Below are 26,620 nucleotides of genomic sequence, written 5' to 3'. Positions count from 1 at the left end.
AAGCGCCCAAGCTGATCATCGGCGCCATGATGCGTAAGCTGGTGCACGTGGCATTCGGCGTGCTCAGGTCGGGAAAAATATTTGATCCGGCCTTGCACGCCGCTTGACGGGGGATAACAGTATCTACCGGGCTGTCGGTAGACGCAGGCAGGCATAGGTAGACGTAGGCCGGCGTAGGTCGGCTTAGCCCAACGGGCGTAAGCCGACAACATAGTTGAAGCGGCCCGCACGCATGGCCTACTTCGCCTGCGCGCTGGGCCGCTCGGCGATGCGGTCGCGGTAAGCCTGCAGGTTGGACAACCCTTCCGCGCCCGGCCGGTACTTCATCAGCCCGCGCACAAATTCCAGTGCGCAGAAGGCCGTGATGTCGGCAATCGTAAACCGCTCGCCGGCGATGTAGGGCTGGTGAGCCAGCACCTGGTCCAGCCATTGCGCCGTCTCGCGCAGCTTGCCCGCCTGCGCCGTGGCGAAATCGGGAAACTGCGGATTTTCCAGCGCCACCAGGGCCGGATGGCCGTGACGCACCCAGTTGGCGGCGGCGCTGAACAAATGCAGTTCCACGCGGCGGTCGGCCATTTCGATAAATGCGCGCTCCTCGAATCCCTCGCCCATCAGGTTCGGCTGCGGCTGCAAGCCTTCCAGGTAGGTGCAGATGGCGCGCGTCTCGGTCAGCACGCGTCCGTCGTCCAGTTCCAGCACGGGCACGCGGCCCAGCGGGTTTTTCGCCAGGAAGGCGGGATCGCGGTGCTGGCCCGCCATCAGGTCGAGCGCCACTTCCTCGATGCCGGTGATGCCCTTCTCGGCGATGAACATGGTGACGCGGCGCGGATTGGGCGTGCGGGGGCTGATAGTCAGTTTCATGTGCTTGGGTCTCGTCTCGTTATGGTGGCAGCCAATCCGCTGCGGGACTGGCCTGTGGCAGTACGGTCAGGCGTCCATCATACCAGCGCACCGGCATGGTGCGGCGCCTGTGGCGCGTTGACTTTGCCCCCGTTTCGCCTTAGATTGCTGTACGGGAACGCTGGCCGCCAGTTCCAGCGATGTCCCCCACACGTCATCAACGCCCGCAGCCTATCCGGCTGGCGGGCGTTTTATCCATGAACCAAGGGTATACCATGCATCGCATACCGACTCCGCGCTTCCGGCGCAGCCAACTGGCCGCCGCCGTCCTGGCACTGGCTTCCCTCACCGCAGCCCATGCGGACAACGCCGCTCCCGCCGCCAGGTACGTCTCGGCCAGCCATGCGCCCGGCACCACCACGCAGCTGCCGCGCGGCGTCACGCCTCTGCACTATATCGTGTCGATCACGCCGGACGCCGCCGCCTCTACCTTCAAGGGCGAGGTGGCCATCAAGGTGGCCGTCGACGCGCCGACCGCCAGCATCACCTTCAATGCCTTGAACCTGGCGTTTGCGGCCGCCGCCATCGAAGGCAAGGGCGGCAGCAAGCAGGTGACGCGCAAGATCGAGTTCGATGCGGACAAGCAGACGGCCACCGTGCATTTCGCCGAACCCGTGGCGAAGGGCGAGTACCTGCTGCGCATCGATTACAGCGGCAAGATCGGCACGCAGGCCACGGGCCTGTTCTCGCTCGACTACGACACGCCGCAGGGCCGCCAGCGCGCGCTGTACACGCAGTTCGAAAATTCCGATGCGCGCAGCATGCTGCCGTCGTGGGATGAACCGGACTACAAGGCCACCTTCGATCTCAACGTGGTCGTGCCGAGCAACCAGATGGCCGTCGGCAACATGCCGATCGCCAGCAGCGAAGAGCTGGGCAATGGCATGAAGCACGTGTACTTCGCCACCACGCCGCGCATGTCGACGTATCTGCTGTTCTTCGGCCTGGGCGATTTCGAGCGGGCGACAACGATGGCCGACGGCACGGAGATCGGCGTCATCACGAAGCGGGGCGCGCTGGCGCAAAGCCGCTTCGCGCTCGACGAGTCAAGCGCCCTGCTGCGCGAATACAACGATTATTTCGGCGTGCGCTACCCGCTGCCCAAGCTCGACAACATCGCCGCGCCGGGCCGCAGCCAATTCTTCGGCGCCATGGAAAACTGGGGCGCCGTCTTCACTTTCGAATATGGCCTGCTGCTTGACCCGGCCATCTCGACCCAGGCCGACAAGGAAAACATCTACACCACCCTGTCGCATGAAATGGCGCACCAGTGGTTCGGCGACCTGGTCACCATGCGCTGGTGGGACGACCTGTGGCTCAACGAAGGTTTTGCGTCGTGGATGGAAAGCCGCACCACGGAGCGTCTGCACCCCGAGTGGAACACGGCCCTGTCCAGCGTGAGCGGGCGCGAGTCGGCCATGAGCCAGGACGCGCTGCGCACCACGCATCCGGTGGTGCAGCGCATCGCCACCGTGGAGCAGGCCAGCCAGGCCTTCGACGGCATCACCTATCAAAAGGGAGAAGCGGTGATCCGCATGCTCGAAGCGTATGTCGGCGCCGACACGTGGCGCACGGCCGTGCGCAGCTACATGCGCAAGCATGCGTATGGCAATACGGTGTCCGACGACCTGTGGCGCGAAGTCGATGCGGCCGCCGGCAAGCCGGTCAGCGCCATCGCCCATGATTTCACCTTGCAGCCGGGCGTGCCGATGATCACGGTGGACAACGCCGTGTGCAGGAACGGCAATACGCGCGTGCGCCTGACGCAGACGGAATTTTCCAAAGACCAGCCGAATAAAAAACCGCTGTCGTGGAAAGTGCCCGTCATCGCCTCGACGGTCGGCAACGGCAAGCTGGCCACGGTGCTGGTCAGGAATGGCAAGGCGACCTTCAACGTGCCCGGCTGCGGCGCCCTGCTCGTGAACGCGGGCCAGAGCGGCTACTACCGCACCGTGTACGCGCCCGCCAACACGCGCGCGCTGGCGCGCAGCTTCGCGCGCCTGGCGCCGATCGACCAATTGGGCTTGCTGGCGGACAGCCAGTCGCTGGGCCTGGCGGGTGCGCAAAACCTGGCCGATTTCCTGGAATTGGTGAAAGCGACGCCGCTGTCGGCCGATCCGCAGGTGCTGGGCAAGGTGGCCGCCTCCCTAGGCAGCCTGTACGAACAGTATGCGGGCGATAGCGCGGAAAGCAAAGCGCGCCAGCAGGCCTTCGGCCGCTTTGCCGTGGCGCGCCTGGCGCCGATGATGGCGCAGACGGGCTGGGAAGCGCGCGCGGGCGAAGCATCGAGCGTGGCGACCCTGCGCGGACAACTGATCGCCATCCTCGGCGACATGGGTGAGCCGGGCGTGCTGGCCGAGGCGCGCCGCCGCCATGCGGCCAGCGAGCAAGATCCCGCCGCCATGCCCGCACCGCTGCGCCGCACCATCCTGGGCGTGGTGGCCCAGCATGCGGACGCCGCCACCTGGGAGCAGCTGCACGCCAGGGCGCAGCAGGAAAAGACGCCGCTGGTGAAGAATCAGCTGTACGACCTGCTGGCCTCGAGCGACGATCCCGCCCTGGCGCGGCGCGCATTGGCGCTGGCGCTGACGGATGAACCGGGCGTGACCAACAGCCCGGCCATGATCTCGCGCGTGTCGCGCACGCATCCGGAACTGGCCTTCGACTTTGCGCTGGCGCACCTGGAGCAAGTCAATGCGCGCATCGACGCCAGCTCGCGCAGCCGCTATTTCCCGCGCCTGGCCGCCGGTTCGGCGCAGCCGGACATGATCGCCAAGCTGGAAGCATACGCGCAGGCGCACCTGCCGGCCGGCGCGCGCGGCGACGCCGACAGTTCCGTGGCCGGCATCAAGTACCGCATCAAGCTGCGCGCCGAACGGCTGCCGGCCGTCGATGCATGGCTGGCGAAACAGGCAGGCTAATCGGCTTTCCCGGCGCCGCGGCGTCGGGAACGGATGAAAACGCAGGCAAAAAAAACCGGCTTCGCAAGGTGCGGTAGCCGGTTGAAACGCTGTTTCAGAGCGCAGGGATAAAACGGAAAACACATGAAAAAGTGGAAATCGTGCCGGTCATTGAGGTGTCCGGCAACCTTGCGCCCGGGGTCTCCGTGCGCCATGTATCCACTATGCCATTCCTTCCCTCGGGCAGGCTTAGGACTTCATTAAATCCCCGCCCGATTCCTGCATTTCCCCTGCCCCACCCTGCAAATACTGCCATAAAACAATTTTTACATGTCTGGTGCCGATGGTTGAGCTCACCGGCTAAGCTGTTGAGTCATGCCTGCATCCTATCGCTCCCGGAGCGTAGTGATCTGCGCAATGCATGCTGTATGCCAACGAAAGCATCATAACAGCGGCATATGACCGCCTTATGACGCAGGCTAAACTTTCATACTTTCATCGGCATTTCCAGCGCCGCCGGCATCATGCGTGAAACTGGTGCCGCTGTCCCGCGCCGCGCACGGCGTCCACCAGTGCCAGCACGGCCGGCGTATTGTTGCGTGGAAAAGCGTAAAAACGGGCATCGGGTAATGGCGGCAAGCCCTCTTCCGCTCCCAGGATGCGCAAGCCCTCGCGCAACTGGCTGCGTGCCACGGGCGTCACGGCAAAGCCGGCCAGCGCCGCCGCCACGCAGCCGGCCATGCTGCCGCTGTCAAACGCCAGCCGCCAGGCACGGCCCGCCTGCGCCAAAGCGGCCAGCGCCGCTTCGCGGTACACGCACGGCGAGGGAAACAGCGCCAGCGGCACGGGCAGTTGCGGATCGGGCAGGCGGCCGGCCGCATACGCCCATACCAGCGGCTCGGCCCACAGCAATTCGCCGGCCCCTTCCGTGCGGCTGCATTGCTTGCCGAAAATGACATCGATCTGCTCGTGCGCCTGGCGCCGCAGCAGGTCGGCCGTGATGCCCACCTTCAACTCGATCGACGCTTGCGGATGCCAGCGCTGGAACGTCTGCAGCACTTGCGGCAGCCACGTGCCCGCGAAATCTTCCGACGCGCCCAGGACCAGCCGCCCCTGCACCGATGCACCGCTGAGCCTGGCCCGCGCCTCGCGTTCCAGGTCGACGATATTGCGCGCATACATGTACAGCAGTTCGCCGGCCGCCGTCAGCTCCAGGCTGCGCGTCGTGCGCGCCAGCAACTGTTTGCCGGCGCTATGTTCCAGGCGCTTGATATGCCCGCTGACAGCCGACGGCGTCAGCGCCAGGTTTTGCGCGGCCAGCGCGAAACCGCCCGTATCGACCACTTCCAGCAGGCTGCGCAAGAGGACGATGTCCAGGGTCATTGCCGGCAAGGCGTGCATGGTACGCCCCAATTCATCAAGATATGATCATAATATCGATGAATTGCTCACGAATCAAATACATTGCCGGCGCTACCATGACGTTCTCCCCTCACCTTCGTCAGGAATGCCATGCAAGACTATCACTACATCGCCACCCCGCTGCTGGACGTGGCCTACCTGGAATGGAACGCCGCCGGCAGCCGCTGCGCCGTGCTGGTACACGGCTGGCCCGACAGCCCGGAAAGCTGGGCCAAAACGGCGACGGCGCTGGCCGCCGCTGGCTACCGCGTGCTGGCGCCCGCCCTGCGCGGCTTCGCGCCCACGCGCTTTCGCCATGCGGACACGCCACGCAGCGGCCAGCTGGCCGCGCTGGGACGCGACTTGCTCGACTTTATCGATGCGATGCAACTGGATCGGCCCTTGCTGGTGGGCCATGACTGGGGCGCGCGCGCCGTCGCCAATGCCTGCGGCTTGCGCCACGATGCGACATCCGGCCTCGTCATGCTGTCGGTAGGCTATGGCACGAATGACCCACGGCAAGAACTGTCTTACCAGCAGGCGCGCAACTACTGGTACCACTGGTTCATGGCCACGCCGCGGGGCCAGCATGCCGTCGAGCATGACCGCCACGCGTTTGCCCGCATGATGTGGGACAGCTGGTCGCCCGCCGGCTGGTATGGCGAAGCCGATTTCGCGCAGGCCAGCCGCGCTTTCGACGGTCCCGACTGGGCCGAGGTGGTGCTGCATTCCTACCGTCACCGCTGGGCGTTTGTCGAGGGCGACCCCGCGTACGCAGCCGACGAAGCGCGGCTGCACCCGGCGCCCGTCTTGCCGGTGCCCACCCTGGTGCTGCATGGCGCGGCCGACACCTGCAACCACCCGGACAGCTCGGCCGGACGCGAACGCCATTTCAGCGGCGCCTACCAGCGCGTGCTGCTCGAAGGCATCGGCCACTTCCCGCAGCGCGAGGCGCCGCAGGTGGTAGCCAGCGCCATCCTCCTGTTTGTCGACGGACAGGCGCGGTAAACGCTATCCCTGTATTCCGTCCTTGCGCGGCCGCCTGCGAAGGGGCTAGCGCCGGGCAGGCTGGATCGCGTACTATCGCCCCATCGCCCCATCGCGCCTTGCGCCTCTGCACGCGCAGTCCATGTCCAGCCAGGAGTTTTCATCGATGCACACTGTTCACCGCCGCATGCTGCTGGCCGGCGCCTGCGCCTTGCTGCTATCCTGCACACCCTTGCCGCCCGCGCCTGCCCCCGCTTCCGCGCCGCCCGCCCCTGCTGCCGTGCCGGCGCCCGCGTGGCAGCGGCAAGACATGCAGCTGCTGCACATCGCGCCCGCAGAATCGCTGCTGACCATCACCGTGCGCCGTGGCGGCGCGCTGGCGCGGCTCGGGCATGATCACGTGGTGGCCAGCCGCAGCCTGCAGGGCATCGTGGCGCCCGCGCCGGGGCGCGCGCAGTTGCGCTTCCGGCTCGACGAGATGACTGTGGATGAAGAAAGCTTGCGCCAGGCGGCGGGCTTGACGACGACGCCGTCGGTCGACGCCATCGCCGGCACGCGCCACAACATGCTGGTGCGCGTGCTCGAGGCGGAACGCTATCCGTGGGTCAGCATCGAGGCGCGCCGCACGGGCGACCAGCAGGTGTTTGATGCGGACATCACCCTGCATGGCGTGACGCGCACGGTGCGGCTGCCCGTGCGGATCGAGCAAGCGGCCGACGGGCGCAGCCTGCAGGCCAGCGGCAGCCTGCTGCTGAAACAAAGCGACTTCGGCATCGTGCCGTTCGCCATCCTGGGCGGCGCCATGGCCGTGCAGGACCAGATGGAACTGGCCTTCCGCATCACCGCCCGGCAGGAGGTCAGCGTGCCAGGATCAGGCGCAAGCCCAGGCCGATGAAGATGGTGCCGGCCACGCGGTCGAGCCACAGGCCGGCGCGCGGGCGGCGGTTGAGCCACAGGCCGACGGCGCCGGAAAAATAGCCGAGCAGGCCGAACAGCACGCACGCCTGCGCCGTGAAGACCAGGCCCAGCTGCGCCGTCTGCCAGCTGGCATTGCCCTGGCCCGCGACGATGAACTGCGGCAGGAACGACAGGAAAAACAATACGACTTTCGGATTGATACTGTTGGCAAACAGTCCCTTGCCGAACAGACGCAGCAAGGATTCGTCGGGCAAGGCGGCCGCGCCATCGACTCTGGCGCCGCCACGGCTGCGCAGGGCGCCGATGCCCAGCCACACCAGATAGAGCCCGCCGGCCACTTTCAGCGCCGTAAAGGCCGTGGGCGAGGCGGCCAGCAGGGCCGACACGCCAATGGTCGCCAGCACGGTGTGCGTGAGGCAGCCAAGGGCGCAGCCCAGGCCGAACGCCATGCCCTGGCGGCGCCCGCGCGACATGCCCACGCCCAGCACCATCAGGTTGTCGGGGCCGGGACTGGCGGTGATCAAGACGGCGGCGGCCAGGAAGGCCAGGAACTGGTCGGGACTGAGCATGAATATCTCGCGGGCAAAAGCGCCATGATACCGGAGCAGGCGCCAGGCGGACAGGACATGAATTTGCCCGTGTGTCACCGAGAGTCGATTAAAATGGACACTCCACAGCAAACGGCGTTGCCGCCAATTCCCGCGCGACCATCACCCACTCCATCGATGCCAGCCCACTCGCTCCCTCCCTGCCACCGCGCTTCCAGCTCCCGCGTCAGCGCCTGGCTATGTGGCTGGCCGCTCGTGCTCAGCCTGCTGTTCGGCCTGCTGGGTCTGGCGGGCGCGGCGCAGGCGACTCCCTTGCCTCTGAGCAAACAAGGCATCGCTCACCTGGGCAAGGGCGGACAACTATTTCTTGCCGAAAATGAAGCCGCGCCTGCCGATGCCGCCGCCCTGCCCGCCTGGCTGGCGCGCCAGCGCCCGGCCGACCAGGTCGACCTGTTCGGCGGCGCCTACTGGCTGCATGCGCAGGTGCGCAACGACAGCAGCGAATCGGCCTGGGTCATCGACCCGAACGACACCCTGATCGACCTGGTCGACGTCTACGTGTATGGCCCGGGGCCGCACGCGGCGCCGCGTACCTTGCTGACGGGCTACCAGCGGCCGCACGACTATTTGCTGCACTACGGCATGAACGTGCAGCTGGCGCCGGGTGCCACGTACGACATCCTGATCCGCTTTTCCAGCCCCTACTACGCGCGCGCGCCCCTGTTCGGCGTGAAGACGCAGCACGACTACCGCAAGCTGGTGGGCAAGGAAAACTTCCTGATGGTGGCCTCCATCGGCGCCCTGCTGGCGCTGGGCCTGTTCAATTTCTTCATCTTTTCCATCACCCTGGAAAAGGCGTCGGCGTATTACGCGCTGTACGTGCTGACGTATGGCCTGGCCTGGGCCATGACCTTCCACGTCTTTGCCGACCTGTTCGACTGGCACCAGCTGCAGCTGCATTACGTGCCGTTTTTCCTGCTGCCCGTCTTCAGCACCCTGTTCTACATGCATTTCCTGCGCCTGCGCGACTACTCTCTGCTGCTGTACCGGCTCAGCAAGGTCAACCTGGCATTGCCCTTGCTGCTGCTGCCCAGCTGCTTTTTCGCCCTGTCGTATGCGCACACGCTGGCCACCATCGCCATCAGTATCTGGATGCTGCTGGCGCTGGTCTGCGGCATCGTCGTCTGGCGCCGCGGCTACCAGCCGGCGCGCTTCTTCGTGCTGGCCTTCGTCGCGCTGATGCTGCCCGGCTTTCTGATCCTGCCGGCCAACCTGGGGCTGATGCCGGCCATGGTGGCCAACGCCCAGCTGGTGACTCTGCTCGGCGGCACCTTCGACGGCTTGCTGCTGGCTTTTGCCCTGGCTGACCAGATCCGCCTGCTGCGCAACAACCTGGAACAGCGCGTGCAGGAACGCACCTTGGCCCTCACCCTCAGCAACGACGCCCTGCTGAAGGCCAAGGAGCACGCGGAAGTGGTCAGCCGCCACCGCATCGATTTTCTGTCCGCCATGAGCCACGACATCCGCACGCCGCTGGCCGGCGTGATCGGCATGCTGAAATTCGCCCTGCGCGACCAGTCCGTCAAGGGCCGCACGCAGGAATACCTGCGCATCGGCCTGCACAATGGCGTCTCGCTCCTGACCATCCTCAATGACATCCTCGATTTTTCCAAGATCGACGCGGGCAAGCTGACGCTGGAAACGGTGGACTTCGACCTGCTGGCGCTGATCGGCGACGCGGCCGGCATCGTGCAGGGCCAGGCCGACGCCAAGAGCCTGCTGCTGCGCCGCGAACTGGCGCTGGACCTGCCGCGCTACGTGCGCGCCGACCCCACGCGCCTGCGGCAAATCCTCATCAACCTGCTGGGCAACGCGCTGAAATTCACGGCCAATGGCGAAGTGCTGCTGGAAGTGCGGCGCGCCCGCACGCCGCCGCGCCGCGATGGCCGCAGCGAGATCGAATTCATCATCAGCGATACGGGTCCCGGCATCGACGCGGACACCTTGCCGCGCCTGTTCCAGAAATTCGAGCAGGCCGACCATTCCACCACGCGCCGCTACGGCGGCACGGGCCTGGGCCTGGCCATTTGCAAGGAACTGGTTGAACTGATGAAAGGCACGATCGGCGTGGAAAGCCGGGTCGGCATCGGTTCGCGCTTCCACTTCACCTTGCCGCTGGAAGACGGCAGCGCGCCGGCGGCAGACGCGCGCCGGCCGGCGCGCCAGACGCGCCACGCCTGCCGCCTGCGCATCCTGTGCGCCGAAGACGTGCGCACCAACCAGATCATCATCGGCACCCTGCTCGAAAGCATGGGCCATGACGTGACCATCGTGGAAAACGGCGAACAGGCGCTGCGCGCGCTGGGATCCAGCCCCTACGACTGCGTGCTGATGGATGGCCGCATGCCGGAAATGGATGGCGAACAGGCCGCCCGCCTGATCCGCGATGGCGGCAATGCCCAGTTCCCCATTCCCGACGCGCAGATTCCCATCCTCGCGCTGACGGCCAACGCCAGCGAACATGACCGGCAACGCTACCTGGCCGCCGGCATGGACGACTTCCTCAGCAAGCCCGTCGACGAAGCGCTGCTGTTCGAGAAAATCGACGCCATCATCGACCTGCTGCTGGCGCGCGGCCACGCGCTGCCGCAGGCCGCACCCATCGACGACGACACCCTGGCGCGCCAGTTCGGCCTGGACCATGCTGACGACGCGCAGGCGCAAACGCCGGCGCCGGCCGATCCCATGACGGCGCCCGTGCACATTCTGCCGCTGGCAGGCCTGTCGCCGCAGCACTTGCAGCGCATCGCGCAAGCGTTCCTGACGGAAGCGCCACGGCGCCTGGACCTGGCTTGCCACGCCGTGCGCGACGGCAATGCCAGCGCCGCGGCCGCCGCCTTCCACGCCTTGAAAGGCAGCGCCGGCTACCTGAGCCGCCCCACCCTGCACGGCTTGTGCCACCAGATGGAAACCCTGGCCTCGAACGGCCAGCTCGATAACGTGGAACAGTTCCTGCCGCAGCTGCAGGCGGCGCTGGACGTGGCGCGGCGGGACCTGGAAACTCAGCCCGAAGGCTGAGGCATCCAGCCCCGCGATTGCAGCCACGCCAGCAGCAGTTGCGGCCACGCGGCCGGCTCGCTGCCCGGCTTGCCCAGGCCCCAGCCATGGCCGCCGTGCCGGAACTGGTGCAGTTCAACAGGCACGCCCGCGCGGTCCAGGGCAGCGCCCATCAAGCGGCTGTTGTCGGGCGGTGAAATCGGGTCGTCCAGCGCCTGCGCGATGAACATGGGCGGCGTGCGCGCATCGATGTGGCGTTCCACCGACAGCGCATCGCGCGCCGCCTGCGTGGGGTGGCTTCCCAGCAGCTCTTTCTTCGCATGCGTCGTGTCGAACGGCGGCTGCATGGTGAGCACGGGGTATAGCAGCACGACGAAATCGGGCCGCGCGGAGACGCCATCGATCGCATCGACGGACGCATACAGGGCGGCGTCCGGTTGGACGGCCGTCATGCCGGCCAGGTGCGCGCCGGCGGAAAAACCCAGCATGCCGATGCGCGCCGGGTCGATGCCCCACTCGGCCGCACGCGCCCGGATCACGCGCATGGCCCGCTGGCCGTCCTGGAACGGCGCGGCCACCCCGCCGCCTTCCTGCGGCAGACGGTACACGAGTTCAAACGCCGTGACGCCCTGCGCTTGCAGCCAGGCGGCGGTGGGGCCGCTTTCCTTGCCCGCCTCGATATGCGCATAGCCGCCGCCGCTGACCAGCAGGACCGCCGTGCCGTCCGGCCGCGCCGGGCGGTGTGCGATCAGATAAGGCTGCTCCACCTGCGTGATGGAGCCCTTGGCGCTGTCGCGCTGCGGACCCGGCGCCGCGCCGCCGGGCGGCGCGCCGGGCCACAGCACAATGGCGCCCGGCGGCGCGGCGCCCGCGTGCAGGTGGATCAGGACAAGGCACGGCAGCATCAGGCCTCGCATGCCTAGAAATCCGTCTCGCCCTGGATCACGGCCGGATAGCCGGTCATGGCGCGCGAGGTCTGCATGCCGGCCATCACGGCCGCCTCCACGCAGCCCGCGTTCAAGCCCGTCCTGATCCAGTCGCCCGTGAGGAACAGGTTGCTGAAGCCCGACTGGTCGGTCGCCAGCCGGTACTGCGTGCTGCCCACCACCGACATCACGTAGCGCTCGGACGGATCGACGTTAGCGCGCCAGTACTGGCTGTCGAAGCGCGCCGGGCCCGTGCCGGCCTTCGCATCGACCAGCCATTGCCACGGAAACGCGCCGGGCGCGCCCGCCTCGGGCCACAGCGCGCCGATCTCGCGTTCCAGCTGATGCAGCGCGCCCTGTTTCGCCTTGGCCGCGCAGCGGGCGGGAAAGCCCGTGTCGGTGACGGGCGGGTAGCTGTCGACGGGGAAGGCGCTGCAAAAATACGAAACGTTTTTCGGTTCCAGCCCCGCCGGCCAATCCTCGTGCGCCAATAATTGATCCATCGGCGCCCACGTGTCGTACGGCTCCGTGAAGGCCGACAGCACCGGTTGCTGGCCCTTCGGCTGCGTGGTCCAGCCCATCTGAGACAAATCCTTGTTGAGCCACACCTGGTAAGCCTGCGTGGCCACCGTTTTCACCTTGTCGGCCGCCAGTTGCAGGGCCGGGCTTTGCGCCAGCAGCTGCGGGCACAGGGCTTGCAGCGAACCGATGGAAATGCCGAACACCACCTTGTCGAAATCGACGCCCTTCTTCAATACCGTGGCGGGCAGCGCGCGGCCGAACGCCTGCGCATACTGCTGCGGCCAGTCGCTCCAGTACGATTCCAGGTTGACTTCCTGCGCCTGCAGCAGCGCCGCTTGCGCCGGTTCGATCTGCGCGTAATCGGGCGCGCTGGGCCAGCACGCCAGGCCCTTCACGTCCACCAGCGGCGCATAGCCGGCGCCCGGGTCCTTCAATTGCACCTGCTGCGTGATGCGGATGCTGTCGATGTCGCCCGCGCCCGGCACCAGTTCTTCCACGCGCTGGAAGAACCTGAATTCCACGCCGCGCTTGCGCAGCACCTCGTACAGCGGTGTGAAAATCGTGTCGCCCATGCCGGCCTGCATCTTGAACATGATGCCGCCCTTGTAGGCCAGGCCGATGCGCGCCATCGAGCGCAGCAAGGTGCCCGCCTCGATGTTCGGTTTGGAAAAATCGCCGCCCTCGTAGGCAAACACCAGGTCGTAAAAGCCGCGCACGGGCGCCGAATTGACGCTGAACTGCTCGTCGCCGCCATGCTTGCGCAGCCAGGCGCGGAAATCGATGTCGTTGATGACGTCAAAGCCGTTCTTGAACACACCATCCTCGAACATGCCCTTCATGACCGTGATGCCCAGGTCCAGGCAGGTGAACAGGCGGCGCAACTCGTCGTCGCCATCGATCAGCGCCCGGTAGCGCAGGCGCAGCCAGGCGCGGATGCCGTTCAGGGTGCTGGCCAGCAGCTGGTGGCGGGCCTGGTCGTGGCGCGTGGAGTCCGGCGCCAGGTCGGCCACCAGCGCCGCCAGCGCGCCCACGGACAGGCCCACGTCGAGCCCCAGTTCATCGGCCTGCCCCACCACTTCGTCGGCCAGGCGGCGCAGCCAGCCCGGCCACACGCCCTCGCCTTCGCCGTCACCTGGTTGCGCGCTGGCGCGCACGATGCGCGCGTCGGCGTCCGCCACCTGACGGATCTGGCGTATCCACTGCTCGATCCAGCCCACCATGGCGATGGCCATCTGCCACAGGGTGACGTCTTCGCCGCCCTCGCCCGGCTCGCCCGGCAAGGTGGGAAAGACGATGGACCAGTTGCGCCATTGCCCCTTGACGTCTTCCGACAGGGCCACGTAATCATGCTGCTTGAAGGCGTCGCGCCAGGTGGCCAGCGGCGCGCCGGGCGGGCGTTCCAGGCTGGCGTAGGCTTCCTTGATCATCCTGAAGGCGTTCGCATAGAAGCCGAACCAGATGTGCAGGCCATGCTCCTCGATGCGCTGGCCCGCCTGCGCATTGCGCCCGCTGGCGCCCTTGCCGCCCAGGCGCCAGCCCAGCTGGTAGACGGTGATGGCGTGCCGGTTTTGCCAGCCCGGCTGGTTCGTCAGATAATACGCGGTGGTCATGGCCGCCACGCCGCCGCCAAGGATGGCGATCTTTTCCGGCGCGATGCGGGAATTGTCGACCAGTTCCTCGCCCGGCATGGCCGTGAAGTCGAAATTTACATTGAAGGGCAAAATCGCCGCCTGCGGTCCCAGCTGCAAACCCAGGGTCTGGTCCAGCGGGAAGCTGTCGAAGGCGTGCACCGTGCACGCGTACTCATAGCCGAGCAGGCGCGCGCTGTGCAGGCGGTTGATTTCGGCCGGCGCAGCCACCAGGGCCTGGTACACGGCTTTTACGCCCGCGCTGTCGGGGAATTGCTTGAGGAATATCTGGTCGATGCGCGGGTTGCGCAGCAGCGACAGGATGTCGGCCCAGCCAGCCTGGTCCATGTCGAAGAAATCGGGAATGGAGAGAAAAATCTCGAATGCCTGCTCGATGAGTTCCAGGAAACTGTTGACGGGTTTGTGCGGCCCCGTCTGCACGGTGGCATTGACTTCCAGCAGCGGGTGCAGGGCCAGCTTCGTTTCCGGCGAAAAATGCTGGAAGCCCTTGGCGGCGACGGAACAGCGCAGCGGCTCGCTGCCGGCGGCGGGAATTTCGTAGTCGCACAGGTATTTCGGATAGCCGAACAGTTCGCGCCCGTTGATCAGGGCCATGGCGTCATCCACAAAAATGTGGCACGGATACCAGTAGATATGCGCGAGCTTGCCGTGTTCATCCATCTGGCCGACCATGATCCAGGTGACGATGTCGACTTCCGTGATCCAGCCCTTGGCCTGGTCGACGGGGTTGGCCGAGTCCGCATGGTTGACGCGTGTAAACGTCAGCATCACATACGGCGACAGGGCTTTCAGGGTCATCCTGCTGCCCGCCACCTGGTTCAGGGTGGTATTCACGGTGGCCTGCAGCTTGGCCAGGTCGCCCCTGACGAAATAGCCGTACATTTCCGACTGTTTCAATTGCAGTGGCGAGTGCATCATCACCGAACCGCCCTGATAAATATACGAAGGTCTTGCCGAAGGTATCGCCGTCATTGCCCTGCCCCTAAATGAAGTTTCAGACAAACAAGATTGCTATAGTGTATTTGAGAAAGAACAATGAATGATATGAAATAAATTAAAGGATTTGCCAAGATGCATAGGCTCAGCAGCCCGCCGCCTGTGCACGGCAGCCGGGGCAAGCCCATGCCATCGGGTGTACGATGAAGTATCTTGAGCGTTCCGAGCACCATGCCATGGCAATGATTACCACCGACTACGTTTCCACCTATTCAGGCAACCGTTTTTATCCCTTGCGTCCGCATATCGACAAGGTAGTCATTGAAGACATTGCCCACGGCCTCGCCTACCAGTGCCGCTTCAATGGACAGACGCAAGTGTTTTACTCGGTCGCCCAGCACAGCCTGATCGTTGCCGAACTGGTGCCGCCCCATTTGCGCCTGGCCGCCCTGCTGCACGACGCGGCCGAAGCCTACCTGGGCGACATGGTGAAGCCCCTGAAAGTGTTGCTGCCCGAGTTTGCCGTGCTGGAAGACAAGGTCAGCGCCATCATCGCCGCCACGTATGGGCTGGATTTTTCCGATTACGCACCGATCAAGCGGGCCGACCTGATCGCGCTGGCCACGGAAAAGCGCGACCTGATGCCGCACTCGGCCGAACGCTGGGCTTACCTTGACGGCATCGCCCCTCTGCCCGGTATAATCGAAGCCATGGGCCCGGCCGAAGCCAAGCAGCGCTTCCTGCATGCCTTTGCCCAGCTGAGCGGGCTTGGGCTGGCCGCATGAATGCTGTCACCTTGCCGCATGAACGGGCGCTAAGCCCCGGTTTTTGCACGGCTTTTTTAGATATCCACAGCAACTGTGGATAAAGTTGTTGATAAGCCCCTCTTGACAAGCCGCAACACCAGTATTGATGCGGGTTTCAACAATTTGCTGATTTCACAGGCAATTTTTTACCCCAATGAAATCAATGACTTAGAATCACGGATTTGCGCTTGCGCAAAGTTATTCGGCCACCATGAAAATATATTTTGCTGTGCATAAGCAATCCTGGCGCCAGGCCGTCTTGCTTGAACAGCATTGTTTTGACAAACCCCGCAGACTGGCATAGTGTGGAGTGGCGAGCACGATCAACGGTGGAAAAACGCATGAACATGGATAGCGACAACGCCGCCAAGGGAGCGGACGAACCGGACTGGCTGGTCGACGAACCGCTGGAACGGGCAGACGCGGCGGCAGAGCCTGCCACCGCGGCGCCATGGCGCGTGCTGATCGTCGATGACGATGTCGACGTGCACGTGGTGACCAAGTTCGCCCTCAGCCAGGCCAGCTTCCAGGGCCGCAGGCTGAGCTTTTTGCACGCGTACTCGGGCGCCGAGGCGCTCACCTTGCTGCGCGGCACTTCCGATATCGCCGTGGTGCTGCTCGATGTGATCATGGAAACTCAGGATGCCGGGCTGCAAGTGGCACGCCAGATCCGCGAAGAGCTGCACAACAGCGCCGTGCGCATCATCCTGCGCACGGGCCAGCCCGGCCAGGCGCTGGAACACCGCATCATCATCGATTACGACATCAACGATTTCTGGTGCAAGACGGACCTGACCACGCGCAAGTTGTTTACCACTGTGATCGCCTCGCTGCGCACCTATGCCACCTTGCGCGAAGCGGAGCAGCAAGTTGCCGAACTGGCTGCCGCCCTGGCCCAGTGCGGCGACACACCAGCGGTGCCGGCCGGCGGCACGCCCTGAACGTGGCCGCTACTTTCAGTCATAAAAACAAGAGCACTGGATAGGCATACAGACTTGTGGCATGCCCCATTTTGGCCCATCTCGCGCGCCAAAAGCAGGCGCTGGCCCGCCCCTTTTTCCTAAGTGGCGGATTGTTAAGCGCTTTTTCAGATATCCACACGGACTGTGGATATCTTTGTGGATAAGGGCCTATTGACAGCCTTCAAAGCCACAGCCCGTGCGGCTTTCAATAAACTGCTCAATCAAACAGCAAAAATAAAATCCATTAAAATCAAACACTTAGAAAGTCACACATAATCACAAGAAAATTATTTCGCCAATTTCGTTAGCCCATCATTTGTGCATAACTGAGCCGTAATGATCAATCCGACAACACCGGGCCAACGCTGCCGGCAACACAGTTGCCGCGAGGATACTCAGTGCACGGCCTGGCGGCGCTGCTCCGGATGCAACAGCACGCGCTCGATCAGGTCGGGGGCGACATTGTATGACTTCAGGTATTCCAGCGCGCACAAGGTGCTGAAGGCTGCCTGCACGGCGATGCCCAGATTGACGATATCGGACATCTTCTGGTCGATGCGGGCATGCAGCACCACGGTTTTGGCGGGCATATGCAGCGTTTCTGTGGAATGAGGCATGATAAGCAACTCCTGCGAAGGGGACGGAGGGATGAGAGGGCGTAGCGGGGCGAGCCACGCCAGCGCGGACAGGGACAGCGATCATGTTGCCGCTAAAAGTATTGCCGATAAACTCTCGATGTCAATGGCAGGGAAACATGAGCCACGGTTTTTTTCTTGCAGGCACAAGCAGAGCCGAAAGCGATGGACAAGCGCGATCGGCCACGGCGATAATCAGCCATGCCCTCGCCTTCCACGCCTCCGCCCGACCTGCCTCGCCCGCAACCGGCCTCGCTCGCCGACCTGTTCTTCTCGTTCACCTGGCTGGCCCTGCAAGGCTTTGGCGGCGTGCTGGCCGTGATCCAGCGCGAGATGGTCGAGCGCAAGCGCTGGCTGACGCAGGAGGAATTCCTCGAGGACTGGGCCGTGGCGCAGATCATGCCCGGGCCGAATGTCGTCAACCTGTCGCTGATGGTGGGCGGGCGCTATTTCGGTTTGAAAGGCGCGCTGACGGCGCTGGCCGGCATGCTGACCGCCCCCCTCGTCATCGTGCTTGTGCTGGGCGTGCTGTACACGCGATTTGGCGACAATCCGCAGATGGCGGGCGCACTGCGCGGCATGGCCGCCGTCTCGGCCGGCATGATCGCCGCCACGGGCGTGAAGCTGGCGACGGCGCTGAGCAAGCATCCGCTGCCCCTGTGGCTGACCTTGTCCATCACCGTGCTGGGCGTGCTGATGGTGGCCGTGCTGCGCTGGCCCCTGCTGTACATCCTGCTGGGCCTGGGCGGCATCGGCTGCCTGCTCACCTATCGAAAGCTCTCCACATGAATCCGCCCCTGCAACTGGTGTTAAGCGCGGGCGACTGGCTGAACCTGTTCGGCCACTACCTGATGCTGTCGCTGATGTCGATCGGCGGCGCCATTTCCACCACCTCCGAAATGCACCGCTTCCTCGTCGAACAGCATGGCTGGCTGACGCAGACGCAATTCAACGAGTCGATCGCCATCGCCCAGGCCGCACCCGGCCCCAATGTGCTGTTCGTCGCCCTGATGGGCTGGAACGTGGGCATGAATGCGGGCAGCTACACGGCCGCCTATCTCGGCGTGTTCATCACGATGGTGGGCATCATGCTGCCCAGCACTACCCTGACCTACGTGGCGGCCCAGTGGGGCTACCGCAACCGCGACCTGCGCCCCGTGCGCGCCTTCAAGCAGGGCATGGCGCCCATCGTCGTCGCCCTCCTGATTTCCACGGGCATGATCCTGGGCGGCGCCAACCATGACATCCGCACCGACTGGCCCCTGTGGAGCCTGTCCATCGTGGCCGGCCTGATCATCTGGCGCACGAAGATCCATTTATTGTGGCTGCTGGCGGCCGGCGCCGTGCTGGGCTGGCTCCAGCTCGTCTGACCTTACACGGCCAGGTGCCGCTTCACCTCGTCGCCATCCATCTGTTCCGCCTTGCCGCTGGCCACCACCTGCCCCCGCGACAGCACGATGAAGTCGTCGGCCAGTTCGCGGGCGAAATCGAAATACTGTTCGCACAGCACGATGGCCATGTCGCCCCGCTGTTTCAACAAGGAAATGACCCTGCCGATATCCTTGATGACGGAGGGCTGGATACCCTCCGTCGGCTCGTCGAAGATGATCAATTGCGGCTCGGCCAGCAGGGCGCGGGCGATGGCCAGTTGCTGCTGTTGCCCGCCGGACAAATCGCCGCCGCGCCGCTGCAGCATCTCCTTGAGCACGGGGAACAGCTCATACACGTGGGGATCGATGCGCGAGGCCAGCCTGCCCCGCTTCACCGCCATGCCCATCAGCAAGTTTTCCTCGACCGTCAGGCGCGCAAAGATGTCGCGCCCCTGCGGCACGTAGGCGATGCCCAGCCTGGCGCGCGCATGCGGCGCCAATCTCGTGATGTCATGCCCGTTGAAGAGCACCTTGCCCTGCGCTACGGGCAGCACGCCCATCAGGCATTTGAGCAAGGTCGTCTTGCCCACGCCATTACGCCCTAGCAAGGCCAGGCATTCGCCCTTGCGCGCCGACAGGTCGATGCCGCGCAAGGTATGCGAGGAGCCATAGTATTGATTTAATTCTTGCACTTCGAGCATGGTTACCTTCCCAGATAGACTTCGATGACCCTCTCGTCGGCTTGCACTTCGTCCATGCGGCCCTGCGCCAGCACGGCCCCTTCATGCAGCACGGTGACGATGCCTTGCTGGGCGATTTCCGTAACGAAACCCATGTCGTGCTCGACCACCATGATCGAATGCTTGCCGCGCAATTCATTGAGGAGCTCCGCCGTGCGCGCCGTTTCCGCGTCCGACATGCCGGCCACGGGTTCATCCAATAAAATCAGCTGCGGCTCCTGCATCAGCAGCATGCCGATTTCCAGCCATTGCTTTTGCCCGTGCGACAGCAAACCGGCCGGTCGCGCCTCGTGGCCGTTGAGGCGTATCAAGCGCAAGATCGCTTCGATCCTGCCCGCCTGCTCGGACGACAGGCGCGCAAACAGGGTGGGCGCCACGCGCTTGTCCATTTTCATCGCCAGTTCCAGGTTGTCAAACACCGTGTGCTGTTCGAACACGGTGGGACGCTGGAATTTGCGGCCGATGCCTGCGTGGGCGATTTGCGCTTCCGTCATGGTGGCCAGATTCATGGTCTGGCCGAACCAGGCCGTGCCGGACGTGGGCCGCGTCTTGCCGGTGATCACGTCCATCATAGTCGTCTTGCCCGCGCCATTCGGGCCGATAATGCAGCGCAACTCGCCCACGGAAATATCGAGGCTCAGCTTGTTGATGGCCTTGAAGCCGTCGAACGACACGCTGATGTCTTCCAGATACAAAATGGCGCCATGCGTCGTATCGACACCCTCGCCTTTTACGCGCGCATACGTGGCGCCAGCCTCGGTGCCGGCCATGCCGGGCAACATGCGGATACTCATGCGGCCTCCTCTGCCACGGCGGCGACTTTTTTACGTTTAAGCTTGTTCAAGACACCGAGCATGCCTTGTTGCATGAACAGCGTCACGCCGATGAACAGCAAACCCAGCGCGAACAGCCACAATTCCGGCAAGACGGCCGTGAACCAGCTTTTCAAGCCGTTCACGGTAAAAGCGCCCACAATCGGACCGAGCAAGGTACCGCGCCCGCCCACCGCCACCCACACGACCATCTCGATGGAGTTCGCGGGCGACATTTCGGACGGATTGATGATGCCCACCTGCGGCACGTACAGGGCGCCGGCGATGCCGCACAGGACGGCCGACAAGGTCCAGACGAACAGCTTGAACCACAGCGGGTTGTAGCCGAGGAACATCAGCCGCGCCTCACTGTCGCGCACGCCCTGCAGCACCCTGCCCAGTTTCGAGCGGACGATGGCGCGCGCGCCCACCAGCGCCGCCAGCAGGAAAGCCAGGGTCAGCAGAAACAGCACGGCCCGGGTGGCGGGCGCCGTGACGCTGTAGCCCAATATCGTCTTGAAATCCGTGAAGCCATTGTTGCCGCCAAAGCCGGTGTCGTTGCGGAAAAACAGCAGCATGAAGGCATACGTCATCGCTTGCGTGATGATGGAAAAATACACGCCCTTGATGCGCGACCGAAACGCGAAATAACCGAAGACGAAGGCCAGCACGCCCGGCACCAGCACGACGAGGGCCATGCAGTACCAGAAATGTTCCGTGAAGGCCCAGTACCACGGATAGGTTTTCCAGTCGAGAAAGACCATGAAGTCGGGCAAGCTGCTGCGGTACTGGCCCTGGTCGCCGATGGCGCGCATCAGATACATGCCGTGCGCATACGCGCCCAGCGCAAAGAACACGCCGTGTCCCAGCGACAGGATACCCGTGTAGCCCCAGACGAGGTCCAGCGCCAGCGCGGCCAGCGCGTAGCACATGAACTTGCCCACCAGCGCCACCGTGTAGGCGGATACGTGCAAGGCATGCCCTTCGGCAAACGCCAGGTTAAAAATCGGCAACAACGCGGTCAGCACCGTGCAGGCGGCAATCGCCAGCCAGACGGGCCGCGTGAACAGGCCAGGCTTGGATTGATATGAGGTAATCATTCGACGCTGCGTCCCTTCATGGCAAACAGGCCCTGCGGCCGGCGCTGGATGAAAATGATGATGAATATCAAAATGGCGATCTTCGCCAGCACGGCGCCCGCCACCGGTTCGAGGAATTTGTTGACTTCGCCCAGTCCCACCGCGGCGATCACGGTGCCGGCCAGCTGGCCCACGCCACCGAGCACCACCACCATGAAGGAATCGACGATATAGCTTTGGCCCAGGTCCGGCCCCACATTGCCCAGCTGCGACAGGGCCACGCCACCGAGCCCGGCGATGCCGGAACCGAGGCCGAAGGTGAGCATGTCGACCTTGCCCGTGGCCACGCCCACGCAATCGGCCATGCGGCGGTTTTGCGTAACGGCCCGCACGAACAGTCCCAGCCGCGTCTTGTTGAGGATCAACCACACGGCCACCACCACGACGATGGCAAAGCCGATGATGGCCAGGCGGTTGTACGGCAGCACGAGGCCGCCCAGCACGGTGACGCCGCCCGACATCCAGGCCGGGTTGGCCACTTCCACGTTTTGCGCGCCGAAGATCGTGCGGACCAGCTGCATGAGGATCAGGCTGATGCCCCAGGTGGCCAGCAGGGTTTCCAGCGGCCGCCCGTACAGCCAGCGGATCACCGTGCGTTCCAGTGCCACGCCCACCAGGCCGGCAACAAAAAAGGCGGCCGGCAAGGCGGCCAGCAGATACGCATCCTGCAGGCCAGGCAGATAGGTGCGGAAAAACAGCTGGCACAGATAGGTCGTGTAAGCGCCTATCATCAGCAATTCGCCGTGCGCCATGTTGATGATGCCCATCAGGCCGAAGGTGATGGCCAGGCCCAGCGCGGCCAGCAGCAGCACGCTGCCCAGCGAAATGCCGTAAAACACGTTGCCGGCCAATTCCATGCGCGCCACTCTGCCCTTGATCTGGCGCATGGTGTCGATGGCCGCCAGCTGCACGGCTTCATCGGGCTCGCCAGCCTTGCCGTCCGGCCCCCGCTCCAGCATGGCTTGCAGCACCGGCAGCAAACGCGCATCGCTGCTGCCCGCCAGCGCCAGCACGGCGGCCTTGCGCGTGGCGGCGTCGGGTGCATGCAGGTTGGCGCTGGCGATCAGCACTTGCAATAGTTGTTGAATTTCAGCGTCGCTTTCCCGCGCCAGCGCGGTGCGGATCAGGGGGAGCTGCGCGGGGTCGACCGCCTTTTGCAAGGCTTGCGCGGCCGCCAGGCGGGCGCTGCGCTCCGGCGCCAGCAACTGCAAACCCGACAAGGCGCCTGCCACGGCCGCGCGCAAGCGGTTGTTGACCATCACGCCATCGATGCCGTCGGGCATCGGCACGTTCCGGCCGATTGCCGGGTCAACCGCCTGCTCGCCGTCGACGATGTACACCTTGCCGTCGGGCGCGGCGTACAAGGCGTCGTCCTGCAAGGCTTGCAGCACCTTGGCAGCCTCGGGCGTGGCCAGGGCGGCGATCTGCGCCACGGCGGCGACCCTGGCGTCGGGATCGTCGCCGGCCAGCGGCTTGAGCAGGTCGGGAGGGATGGCGGCCTGCGCCAGCGAGGATAGCAACAGGCAGGCGAGGACCAGCAGTTTGGGGAGAAGCTGCATGTGCATGGATTCCATGTAGTAAAGCCGAAGTCTTGATAGGTATCCTTCCCCCAAAGACAAGGACAGGGGTCTGACCCCAGCTCTTTGCCTGGGGTTGCGGCGACGAATCGACGCGCAAGCTTTTTACAGCTTCTGCTTGCCCTCATTGCCCTTGATATACGGGCTCCACGGCTGGGCGCGTATCGGTTCCTTGGTTTTCCACACGACATTGAATTGCCCATCGGCCTTGATCTCGCCGATCATCACGGGCTTGTGCAAGTGGTGGTTCGTTGCATCCATGGTCAGGGTAAAGCCCGATGGCGCTTTCACTCTCTGGCCCGCCATGGCGGCGATCACCTTGTCCGTGTCCGTCGATTTCGCCTTTTCCACGGCTTGCGCCCACATGTGGATGCCGACATAGGTCGCTTCCATCGGGTCGTTCGTCACCACCGAACCCGCGTTCGGCAGCTTTTGCGCCACCGCATACGCCTTCCACTGCTTGATGAAGGCGGTATTTACCGGATTCTTGACGGATTCAAAGTAATTCCACGCCGCCAGATGACCGAGCAAGGGCTTGGTATCGATGCCGCGCAGCTCTTCCTCGCCCACGGAAAACGCGACGACGGGCACGTCCGTGGCTTTCAAGCCCGCATTGCCCAGTTCCTTGTAGAACGGCACGTTGGAATCGCCATTGATGGTGGAAATGACGGCCGTCTTGCCGCCCGTGGAAAACTTCTTGATGTTGGCGACGATGGTTTGATAGTCGGCATGGCCGAACGGCGTGTAGACCTCGCTGATATCGCTGTCCTTGACTCCCTTGCTTTTCAAAAAGGCGCGCAGGATCTTGTTGGTGGTGCGCGGATACACGTAATCCGTGCCCAGCAGCACGAAACGCTTGGCCCCGCCGCCATCTGTGCTCATCAAATATTCCACGGCGGGGATCGCCTGCTGGTTCGGCGCGGCGCCCGTATAAAACACATTCTTTTCCAGCTCTTCCCCCTCGTATTGCACGGGGTAAAACAGCAGGCTGTTGAGTTCCTTGAACACGGGCAAAACCGACTTGCGCGACACGGACGTCCAGCAGCCGAATACCACGGCCACCTTATCCTGCGCCACCAATTGTCTCGCTTTTTCCGCGAACAAAGGCCAGTTCGACGCCGGGTCAACGACGACGGCCTCCAGCTTCTTGCCCAGCACGCCGCCCTTGGCATTGATCTCGGCGATCGTCATCAGGGCCACATCCTTGAGCGACGTTTCGGAAATGGCCATGGTACCCGACAGGGAGTGCAGAATGCCGACCTTGATCGTATCGGCGGCCAGGGCTGCCTGCATATAAGTGGACGTGGCCAGGGCGAATGCGCCGGCGGCGGCCGCTTTCAGGATGATGCGTCGTGACATGGGGACTCCTGTGATGGGTTCGTGGGGGTCGAGCTGGGTCTGCCATGTTGTTAAAGCAGAATGCATGCCAGGGCGCCACCTACAGGTGCCGACAGGAAGGGATGGCAACGGTGGCGCGCGGCCCACCGTTTTGGTGCGGCAGCGCCACTTGCTGGGGAGTCCGGGAGCTGCCCCGGCATGGGAAAACAAAGATAAAAATAAAGCAACAAGATCATTAGTTAAAAACTAATTGAGCTTTCTTGATAAGCGCACTAAGATGGGGCCCTCTTATGTCGCATTGCTTGGCGGCGTAAGTAAACATGAAATCAGCATGTCTCTTGCTACTTTCCCTTTACTTAACTCACTTAGGTAGTTCACTCATGAAAAATATGATCGCGGGCGTGTGCGCCCTGTTGATGTTGAGCGCATGCGCCGCGCCTACGGCCCCGGCAGGTGGCACAAGCACGAGCCAAGTCAAGGTCGACGACGAAGGCAGTACGGGCAGCAATATCAAGAAACGTCCGAAAAAAGCGGCTGAAGTCGTGTCTATCAGCACGGCGAACCGCAGCGCCTGATCAAGCTGCGACAAGCATGTGACGCCGTTCCAGGGCCTGCCACGCGCAGGCCCTGTTCATGTCTGGGGCGTGCCTAGCGCTTGATACCTCTCAAGCGGCGCCAGCCCTTGCGGCCCAGCGGGAACAGCAGCACGAAAGCGATCAGCCACGGCAGGATGTAAGCCATGGCCGTGATGGCGTTGGCCACGCCTTCCGACAGGTTGTCCGTGAAATTGCCCAGCGCGCGCTTGACGGGGCGCCAGAACGATTGCTTGCCTTCGGCGCTGATCATCACGTTCAGCAAGTCCGTGTCGATGCGCTGCATCAATAGCGCATTGGCCGCCGTCGCCTGCTCCAGCTCCACTTGCACGGTGGCCAGTTCCTTGGTCACCTTGATCAGCGCATCGACATTCGCGCCAGAGCGCTTTTCCAGGTCTTGCAACTGCGCCTGGTACTGTTTCAGCATCTCCAGGCGCTTCTTGCTGTCGAGCACAGGACGGCCCAGGTCTTCCACCTTGGTGCCCTGGCTGGTGACGTCGCCTTCGGCCGCGACCAGCGCGACGAGTTTTTTGATGCCGGCCGGCTTGGCGCGCATGCTGATGCGCGCATGCACGTAACGGCCCCCGTCGATGCTGGAATCGAGCAGCAGGCAGCCGTTTTCCGTATCGGCCTTGCAGGCGGCGACCACTTTTTCATACAGGGGCCGCACTTGCGCCTCGCTCGTATCGACGCTGACATTATGTTCATAGGCAAGAAACTCGCTGCCTTTTTCCTTGCCGTCGAGACGCGCGGCGCTCGATTGCCCGCCGCTCTCGCCCTTGCCGCCGCAACCGGCCAGTAACATCAGGCCGAACAGACCAACATACACTTTTTTCATGATTTCTTTCTTGAGATTATTTTTGCAGCGGCAACAATTCGATATCGGGCAAGTGCGCGGCCACATCCTGCACGGTCGCATGGCCGGTCAGCGATGCGATCACCTGCGGCAGCGGTGCCGGCCAGATTTCCGGCAGATCGCGCTCTTCCGGCGCCAGCACGGGAAAGGCCAGTTGCTCCTGCGGCGGCGTGAAGGCGGCTTTGACCCCGGGCTTGTTGCCGCGCGCATCGATGCGGTACCAGCCAAAGTCCTGCAGATACACGGCGTTCAAGCCATGCAGGCAAAACGGCGGGCCCGCTTCCCCCACAGCCAGGCGCTGGTAGCACAGGCCAGCGGGGATACCGTTGGCGCGCAGCAGCGCGGCCAGCAGATGGCTCTTCGCATAGCAATAGCCCGTGCCGTGTTGCAAGACGTCGGACGCGCGGCAGGTGACGGGATTGCGCTGGTAGTCCCAGCTATGGGCGACTTCGTCGCGCACGAAGGCAAAGCAGCGGGCCGCGATGGCGGCGTCGCCTACAGCGCCTGCCGCCAGTTCGGCCGCCTTGGCGCGCACGGCCGGATGATCGCTATCGATATACAGGCTGCTGGCTAGATATATGGAAAAGTCGGGGGAAAAGTCGGTAGACATGGCATAAAGGCAATGCGAAAAGATAATGCGCGATTTTAGTCGAAGCGACGCAACATTCAGTGTTTGTTTGCGCAGGAACAAAGAAAATCCACGCGTCACGCTCGCTGCGCGAGGGATGGTGACTTTGGCGCCGGCCCGGTAGCTGGTATCATGCGGACAAACGCAGCCGGCCTTTTGGCCCCGCATATGCACCACCCTGCGAAGCGGCCCTGCCACCGGGCGCGCCGCCGACGCCTCCCTACAGATCAGAGAAACGAGTTCCCTATGAGCACCTCATCGTCCCACCCATCGTTCTGGCGCCGTGTCCCGCTGGCCTTCGGCGCCTTCTTCAGCACCCTGTCGGACGCCGCCTATGCGGCCCGCGTGGAAAAGCTGTCGCTGCCCGAGGTCGCCCCTGTGGCGCCAGTGGCCCCGGCCCCGGCGCCACAGGGGCGACCT

At 64.0% G+C, this 26,620-nt stretch carries 22 protein-coding genes and 1 pseudogene; 10 read left to right on the top strand and 13 right to left on the bottom strand.

Annotated features, from left to right (window positions below; genetic code table 11):
* Positions 1 to 107, top strand: a pseudogene (locus CSQ95_RS30240) (IS110 family transposase); the annotation flags it as partial.
* Between the two features lie 130 nt (positions 108 to 237).
* Here CSQ95_RS30240 and CSQ95_RS28195 read toward each other — a convergent pair.
* Positions 238 to 861: a glutathione S-transferase family protein gene (locus tag CSQ95_RS28195; protein ID WP_099411902.1), complete on the bottom strand. Its 624-nt coding sequence runs from the start codon at positions 859 to 861 to the stop codon at positions 238 to 240.
* Positions 862 to 1,115: 254 nt separating this feature from the next.
* On the opposite strand from CSQ95_RS28195, the gene CSQ95_RS28190 reads away from it, so the two are divergent.
* Positions 1,116 to 3,821, top strand: coding sequence for a M1 family metallopeptidase (locus CSQ95_RS28190; protein WP_099411901.1), 2,706 nt, complete (start codon positions 1,116 to 1,118; stop codon positions 3,819 to 3,821).
* 501 nt (positions 3,822 to 4,322) lie between these two features.
* On the opposite strand, the gene CSQ95_RS28185 is transcribed toward CSQ95_RS28190, so the two are convergent.
* Positions 4,323 to 5,201 (bottom strand): LysR substrate-binding domain-containing protein, encoded by an 879-nt coding sequence (locus CSQ95_RS28185; protein WP_070222241.1) that lies wholly within the window; start codon positions 5,199 to 5,201, stop codon positions 4,323 to 4,325.
* A 111-nt stretch (positions 5,202 to 5,312) separates the two neighbouring features.
* Between CSQ95_RS28185 and CSQ95_RS28180 the strand changes: the two genes are divergently transcribed.
* Complete coding sequence (locus tag CSQ95_RS28180; protein WP_099411900.1) at positions 5,313 to 6,209, top strand: alpha/beta fold hydrolase; 897 nt, start codon at positions 5,313 to 5,315, stop codon at positions 6,207 to 6,209.
* A gap of 145 nt (positions 6,210 to 6,354) precedes the next feature.
* Complete coding sequence (locus CSQ95_RS28175; RefSeq protein WP_257218257.1) at positions 6,355 to 7,083, top strand: YceI family protein; 729 nt, start codon at positions 6,355 to 6,357, stop codon at positions 7,081 to 7,083.
* Here CSQ95_RS28175 and CSQ95_RS28170 read toward each other — a convergent pair.
* The gene (locus CSQ95_RS28170; RefSeq protein WP_034754929.1) at positions 7,046 to 7,675 is read right to left on the bottom strand and encodes a LysE family translocator; all 630 of its coding nucleotides are present in this window, start codon (positions 7,673 to 7,675) and stop codon (positions 7,046 to 7,048) included. The two genes, CSQ95_RS28175 and CSQ95_RS28170, sit on opposite strands and share 38 nt — an antisense overlap.
* A gap of 234 nt (positions 7,676 to 7,909) precedes the next feature.
* Here CSQ95_RS28170 and CSQ95_RS28165 point away from each other — a divergent pair, with 234 nt between their 5' ends.
* A complete protein-coding gene (locus tag CSQ95_RS28165) occupies positions 7,910 to 10,732 on the top strand; it encodes a hybrid sensor histidine kinase/response regulator (protein ID WP_099411899.1) in 2,823 nt (940 codons plus the stop codon).
* Here CSQ95_RS28165 and CSQ95_RS28160 read toward each other — a convergent pair.
* Both CSQ95_RS28160 and CSQ95_RS28155 read right to left on the bottom strand, forming a co-directional pair.
* Positions 10,717 to 11,628 carry an alpha/beta hydrolase gene (locus tag CSQ95_RS28160; RefSeq protein WP_099411898.1) on the bottom strand — a complete coding sequence of 304 codons (912 nt, stop codon included), beginning with the start codon at positions 11,626 to 11,628 and terminating at the stop codon, positions 10,717 to 10,719. The two genes, CSQ95_RS28165 and CSQ95_RS28160, sit on opposite strands and share 16 nt — an antisense overlap.
* A 2-nt stretch (positions 11,629 to 11,630) precedes the next feature.
* Entirely contained in the window at positions 11,631 to 14,726 is a 3,096-nt protein-coding gene (locus CSQ95_RS28155) for an NAD(P)-binding protein (RefSeq protein ID WP_099411897.1), read from the bottom strand.
* 254 nt (positions 14,727 to 14,980) lie between these two features.
* Between CSQ95_RS28155 and CSQ95_RS28150 the strand changes: the two genes are divergently transcribed.
* Positions 14,981 to 15,529, top strand: a complete 549-nt coding sequence (locus CSQ95_RS28150; RefSeq protein ID WP_099411896.1) for a phosphohydrolase — start codon at positions 14,981 to 14,983, stop codon at positions 15,527 to 15,529.
* 362 nt (positions 15,530 to 15,891) lie between these two features.
* Positions 15,892 to 16,491 carry a two-component system response regulator gene (locus tag CSQ95_RS28145; protein WP_257218256.1) on the top strand — a complete coding sequence of 200 codons (600 nt, stop codon included), beginning with the start codon at positions 15,892 to 15,894 and terminating at the stop codon, positions 16,489 to 16,491.
* 416 nt (positions 16,492 to 16,907) lie between these two features.
* Here CSQ95_RS28145 and CSQ95_RS28140 read toward each other — a convergent pair whose 3' ends face one another.
* Positions 16,908 to 17,129: a hypothetical protein gene (locus CSQ95_RS28140; protein WP_086136500.1), complete on the bottom strand. Its 222-nt coding sequence runs from the start codon at positions 17,127 to 17,129 to the stop codon at positions 16,908 to 16,910.
* Positions 17,130 to 17,348: 219 nt separating this feature from the next.
* On the opposite strand from CSQ95_RS28140, the gene CSQ95_RS28135 reads away from it, so the two are divergent.
* Both CSQ95_RS28135 and CSQ95_RS28130 read left to right on the top strand, forming a co-directional pair.
* Positions 17,349 to 17,936 carry a chromate transporter gene (locus tag CSQ95_RS28135; protein ID WP_099411895.1) on the top strand — a complete coding sequence of 196 codons (588 nt, stop codon included), beginning with the start codon at positions 17,349 to 17,351 and terminating at the stop codon, positions 17,934 to 17,936.
* On the top strand, positions 17,933 to 18,517 hold the full coding sequence (locus CSQ95_RS28130; RefSeq protein ID WP_099411894.1) for a chromate transporter: 585 nt from the start codon (positions 17,933 to 17,935) through the stop codon (positions 18,515 to 18,517). Before CSQ95_RS28135 ends, CSQ95_RS28130 begins: the two co-directional genes overlap by 4 nt.
* Before the next feature lie 2 nt (positions 18,518 to 18,519).
* Here the strand turns inward: CSQ95_RS28130 and urtE are convergent, their stop codons facing one another.
* The 5 genes from urtE to urtA all read right to left on the bottom strand — a co-directional run bounded on the left by urtE (position 18,520) and on the right by urtA (position 24,144).
* Positions 18,520 to 19,218: an urea ABC transporter ATP-binding subunit UrtE gene (gene urtE, locus CSQ95_RS28125; protein WP_099411893.1), complete on the bottom strand. Its 699-nt coding sequence runs from the start codon at positions 19,216 to 19,218 to the stop codon at positions 18,520 to 18,522.
* Between the two features lie 2 nt (positions 19,219 to 19,220).
* Positions 19,221 to 20,051 (bottom strand): urea ABC transporter ATP-binding protein UrtD, encoded by an 831-nt coding sequence (gene urtD / locus CSQ95_RS28120; protein WP_099411892.1) that lies wholly within the window; start codon positions 20,049 to 20,051, stop codon positions 19,221 to 19,223.
* Complete coding sequence (gene urtC, locus CSQ95_RS28115; RefSeq protein ID WP_180279196.1) at positions 20,048 to 21,169, bottom strand: urea ABC transporter permease subunit UrtC; 1,122 nt, start codon at positions 21,167 to 21,169, stop codon at positions 20,048 to 20,050. The genes urtD and urtC overlap by 4 nt, the downstream gene beginning before the upstream one ends.
* Positions 21,166 to 22,767 carry an urea ABC transporter permease subunit UrtB gene (urtB, locus tag CSQ95_RS28110; RefSeq protein ID WP_099411903.1) on the bottom strand — a complete coding sequence of 534 codons (1,602 nt, stop codon included), beginning with the start codon at positions 22,765 to 22,767 and terminating at the stop codon, positions 21,166 to 21,168. The genes urtC and urtB overlap by 4 nt, the downstream gene beginning before the upstream one ends.
* Before the next feature lie 123 nt (positions 22,768 to 22,890).
* On the bottom strand, positions 22,891 to 24,144 hold the full coding sequence (gene urtA, locus CSQ95_RS28105) for an urea ABC transporter substrate-binding protein (protein ID WP_099411891.1): 1,254 nt from the start codon (positions 24,142 to 24,144) through the stop codon (positions 22,891 to 22,893).
* A 359-nt stretch (positions 24,145 to 24,503) separates the two neighbouring features.
* Here urtA and CSQ95_RS28100 point away from each other — a divergent pair, with 359 nt between their 5' ends.
* The gene (locus tag CSQ95_RS28100; RefSeq protein ID WP_143450118.1) at positions 24,504 to 24,698 is read left to right on the top strand and encodes a hypothetical protein; all 195 of its coding nucleotides are present in this window, start codon (positions 24,504 to 24,506) and stop codon (positions 24,696 to 24,698) included.
* Positions 24,699 to 24,771: 73 nt separating this feature from the next.
* Here the strand turns inward: CSQ95_RS28100 and CSQ95_RS28095 are convergent, their stop codons facing one another.
* Both CSQ95_RS28095 and CSQ95_RS28090 read right to left on the bottom strand, forming a co-directional pair.
* Positions 24,772 to 25,554: a DUF4349 domain-containing protein gene (locus CSQ95_RS28095; RefSeq protein ID WP_099411889.1), complete on the bottom strand. Its 783-nt coding sequence runs from the start codon at positions 25,552 to 25,554 to the stop codon at positions 24,772 to 24,774.
* 16 nt (positions 25,555 to 25,570) lie between these two features.
* The gene (locus CSQ95_RS28090) at positions 25,571 to 26,182 is read right to left on the bottom strand and encodes a transglutaminase family protein (protein WP_099411888.1); all 612 of its coding nucleotides are present in this window, start codon (positions 26,180 to 26,182) and stop codon (positions 25,571 to 25,573) included.
* Positions 26,183 to 26,620: the final 438 nt, after the last annotated feature.

It is taken from the genome of Janthinobacterium sp. BJB304, assembly GCF_002735765.1.
Lineage (GTDB): Bacteria > Pseudomonadota > Gammaproteobacteria > Burkholderiales > Burkholderiaceae_D > Janthinobacterium.
Note: the sequence above shows the minus strand (reverse complement) of the source record. Positions and strands in the feature narration are given on the sequence as shown.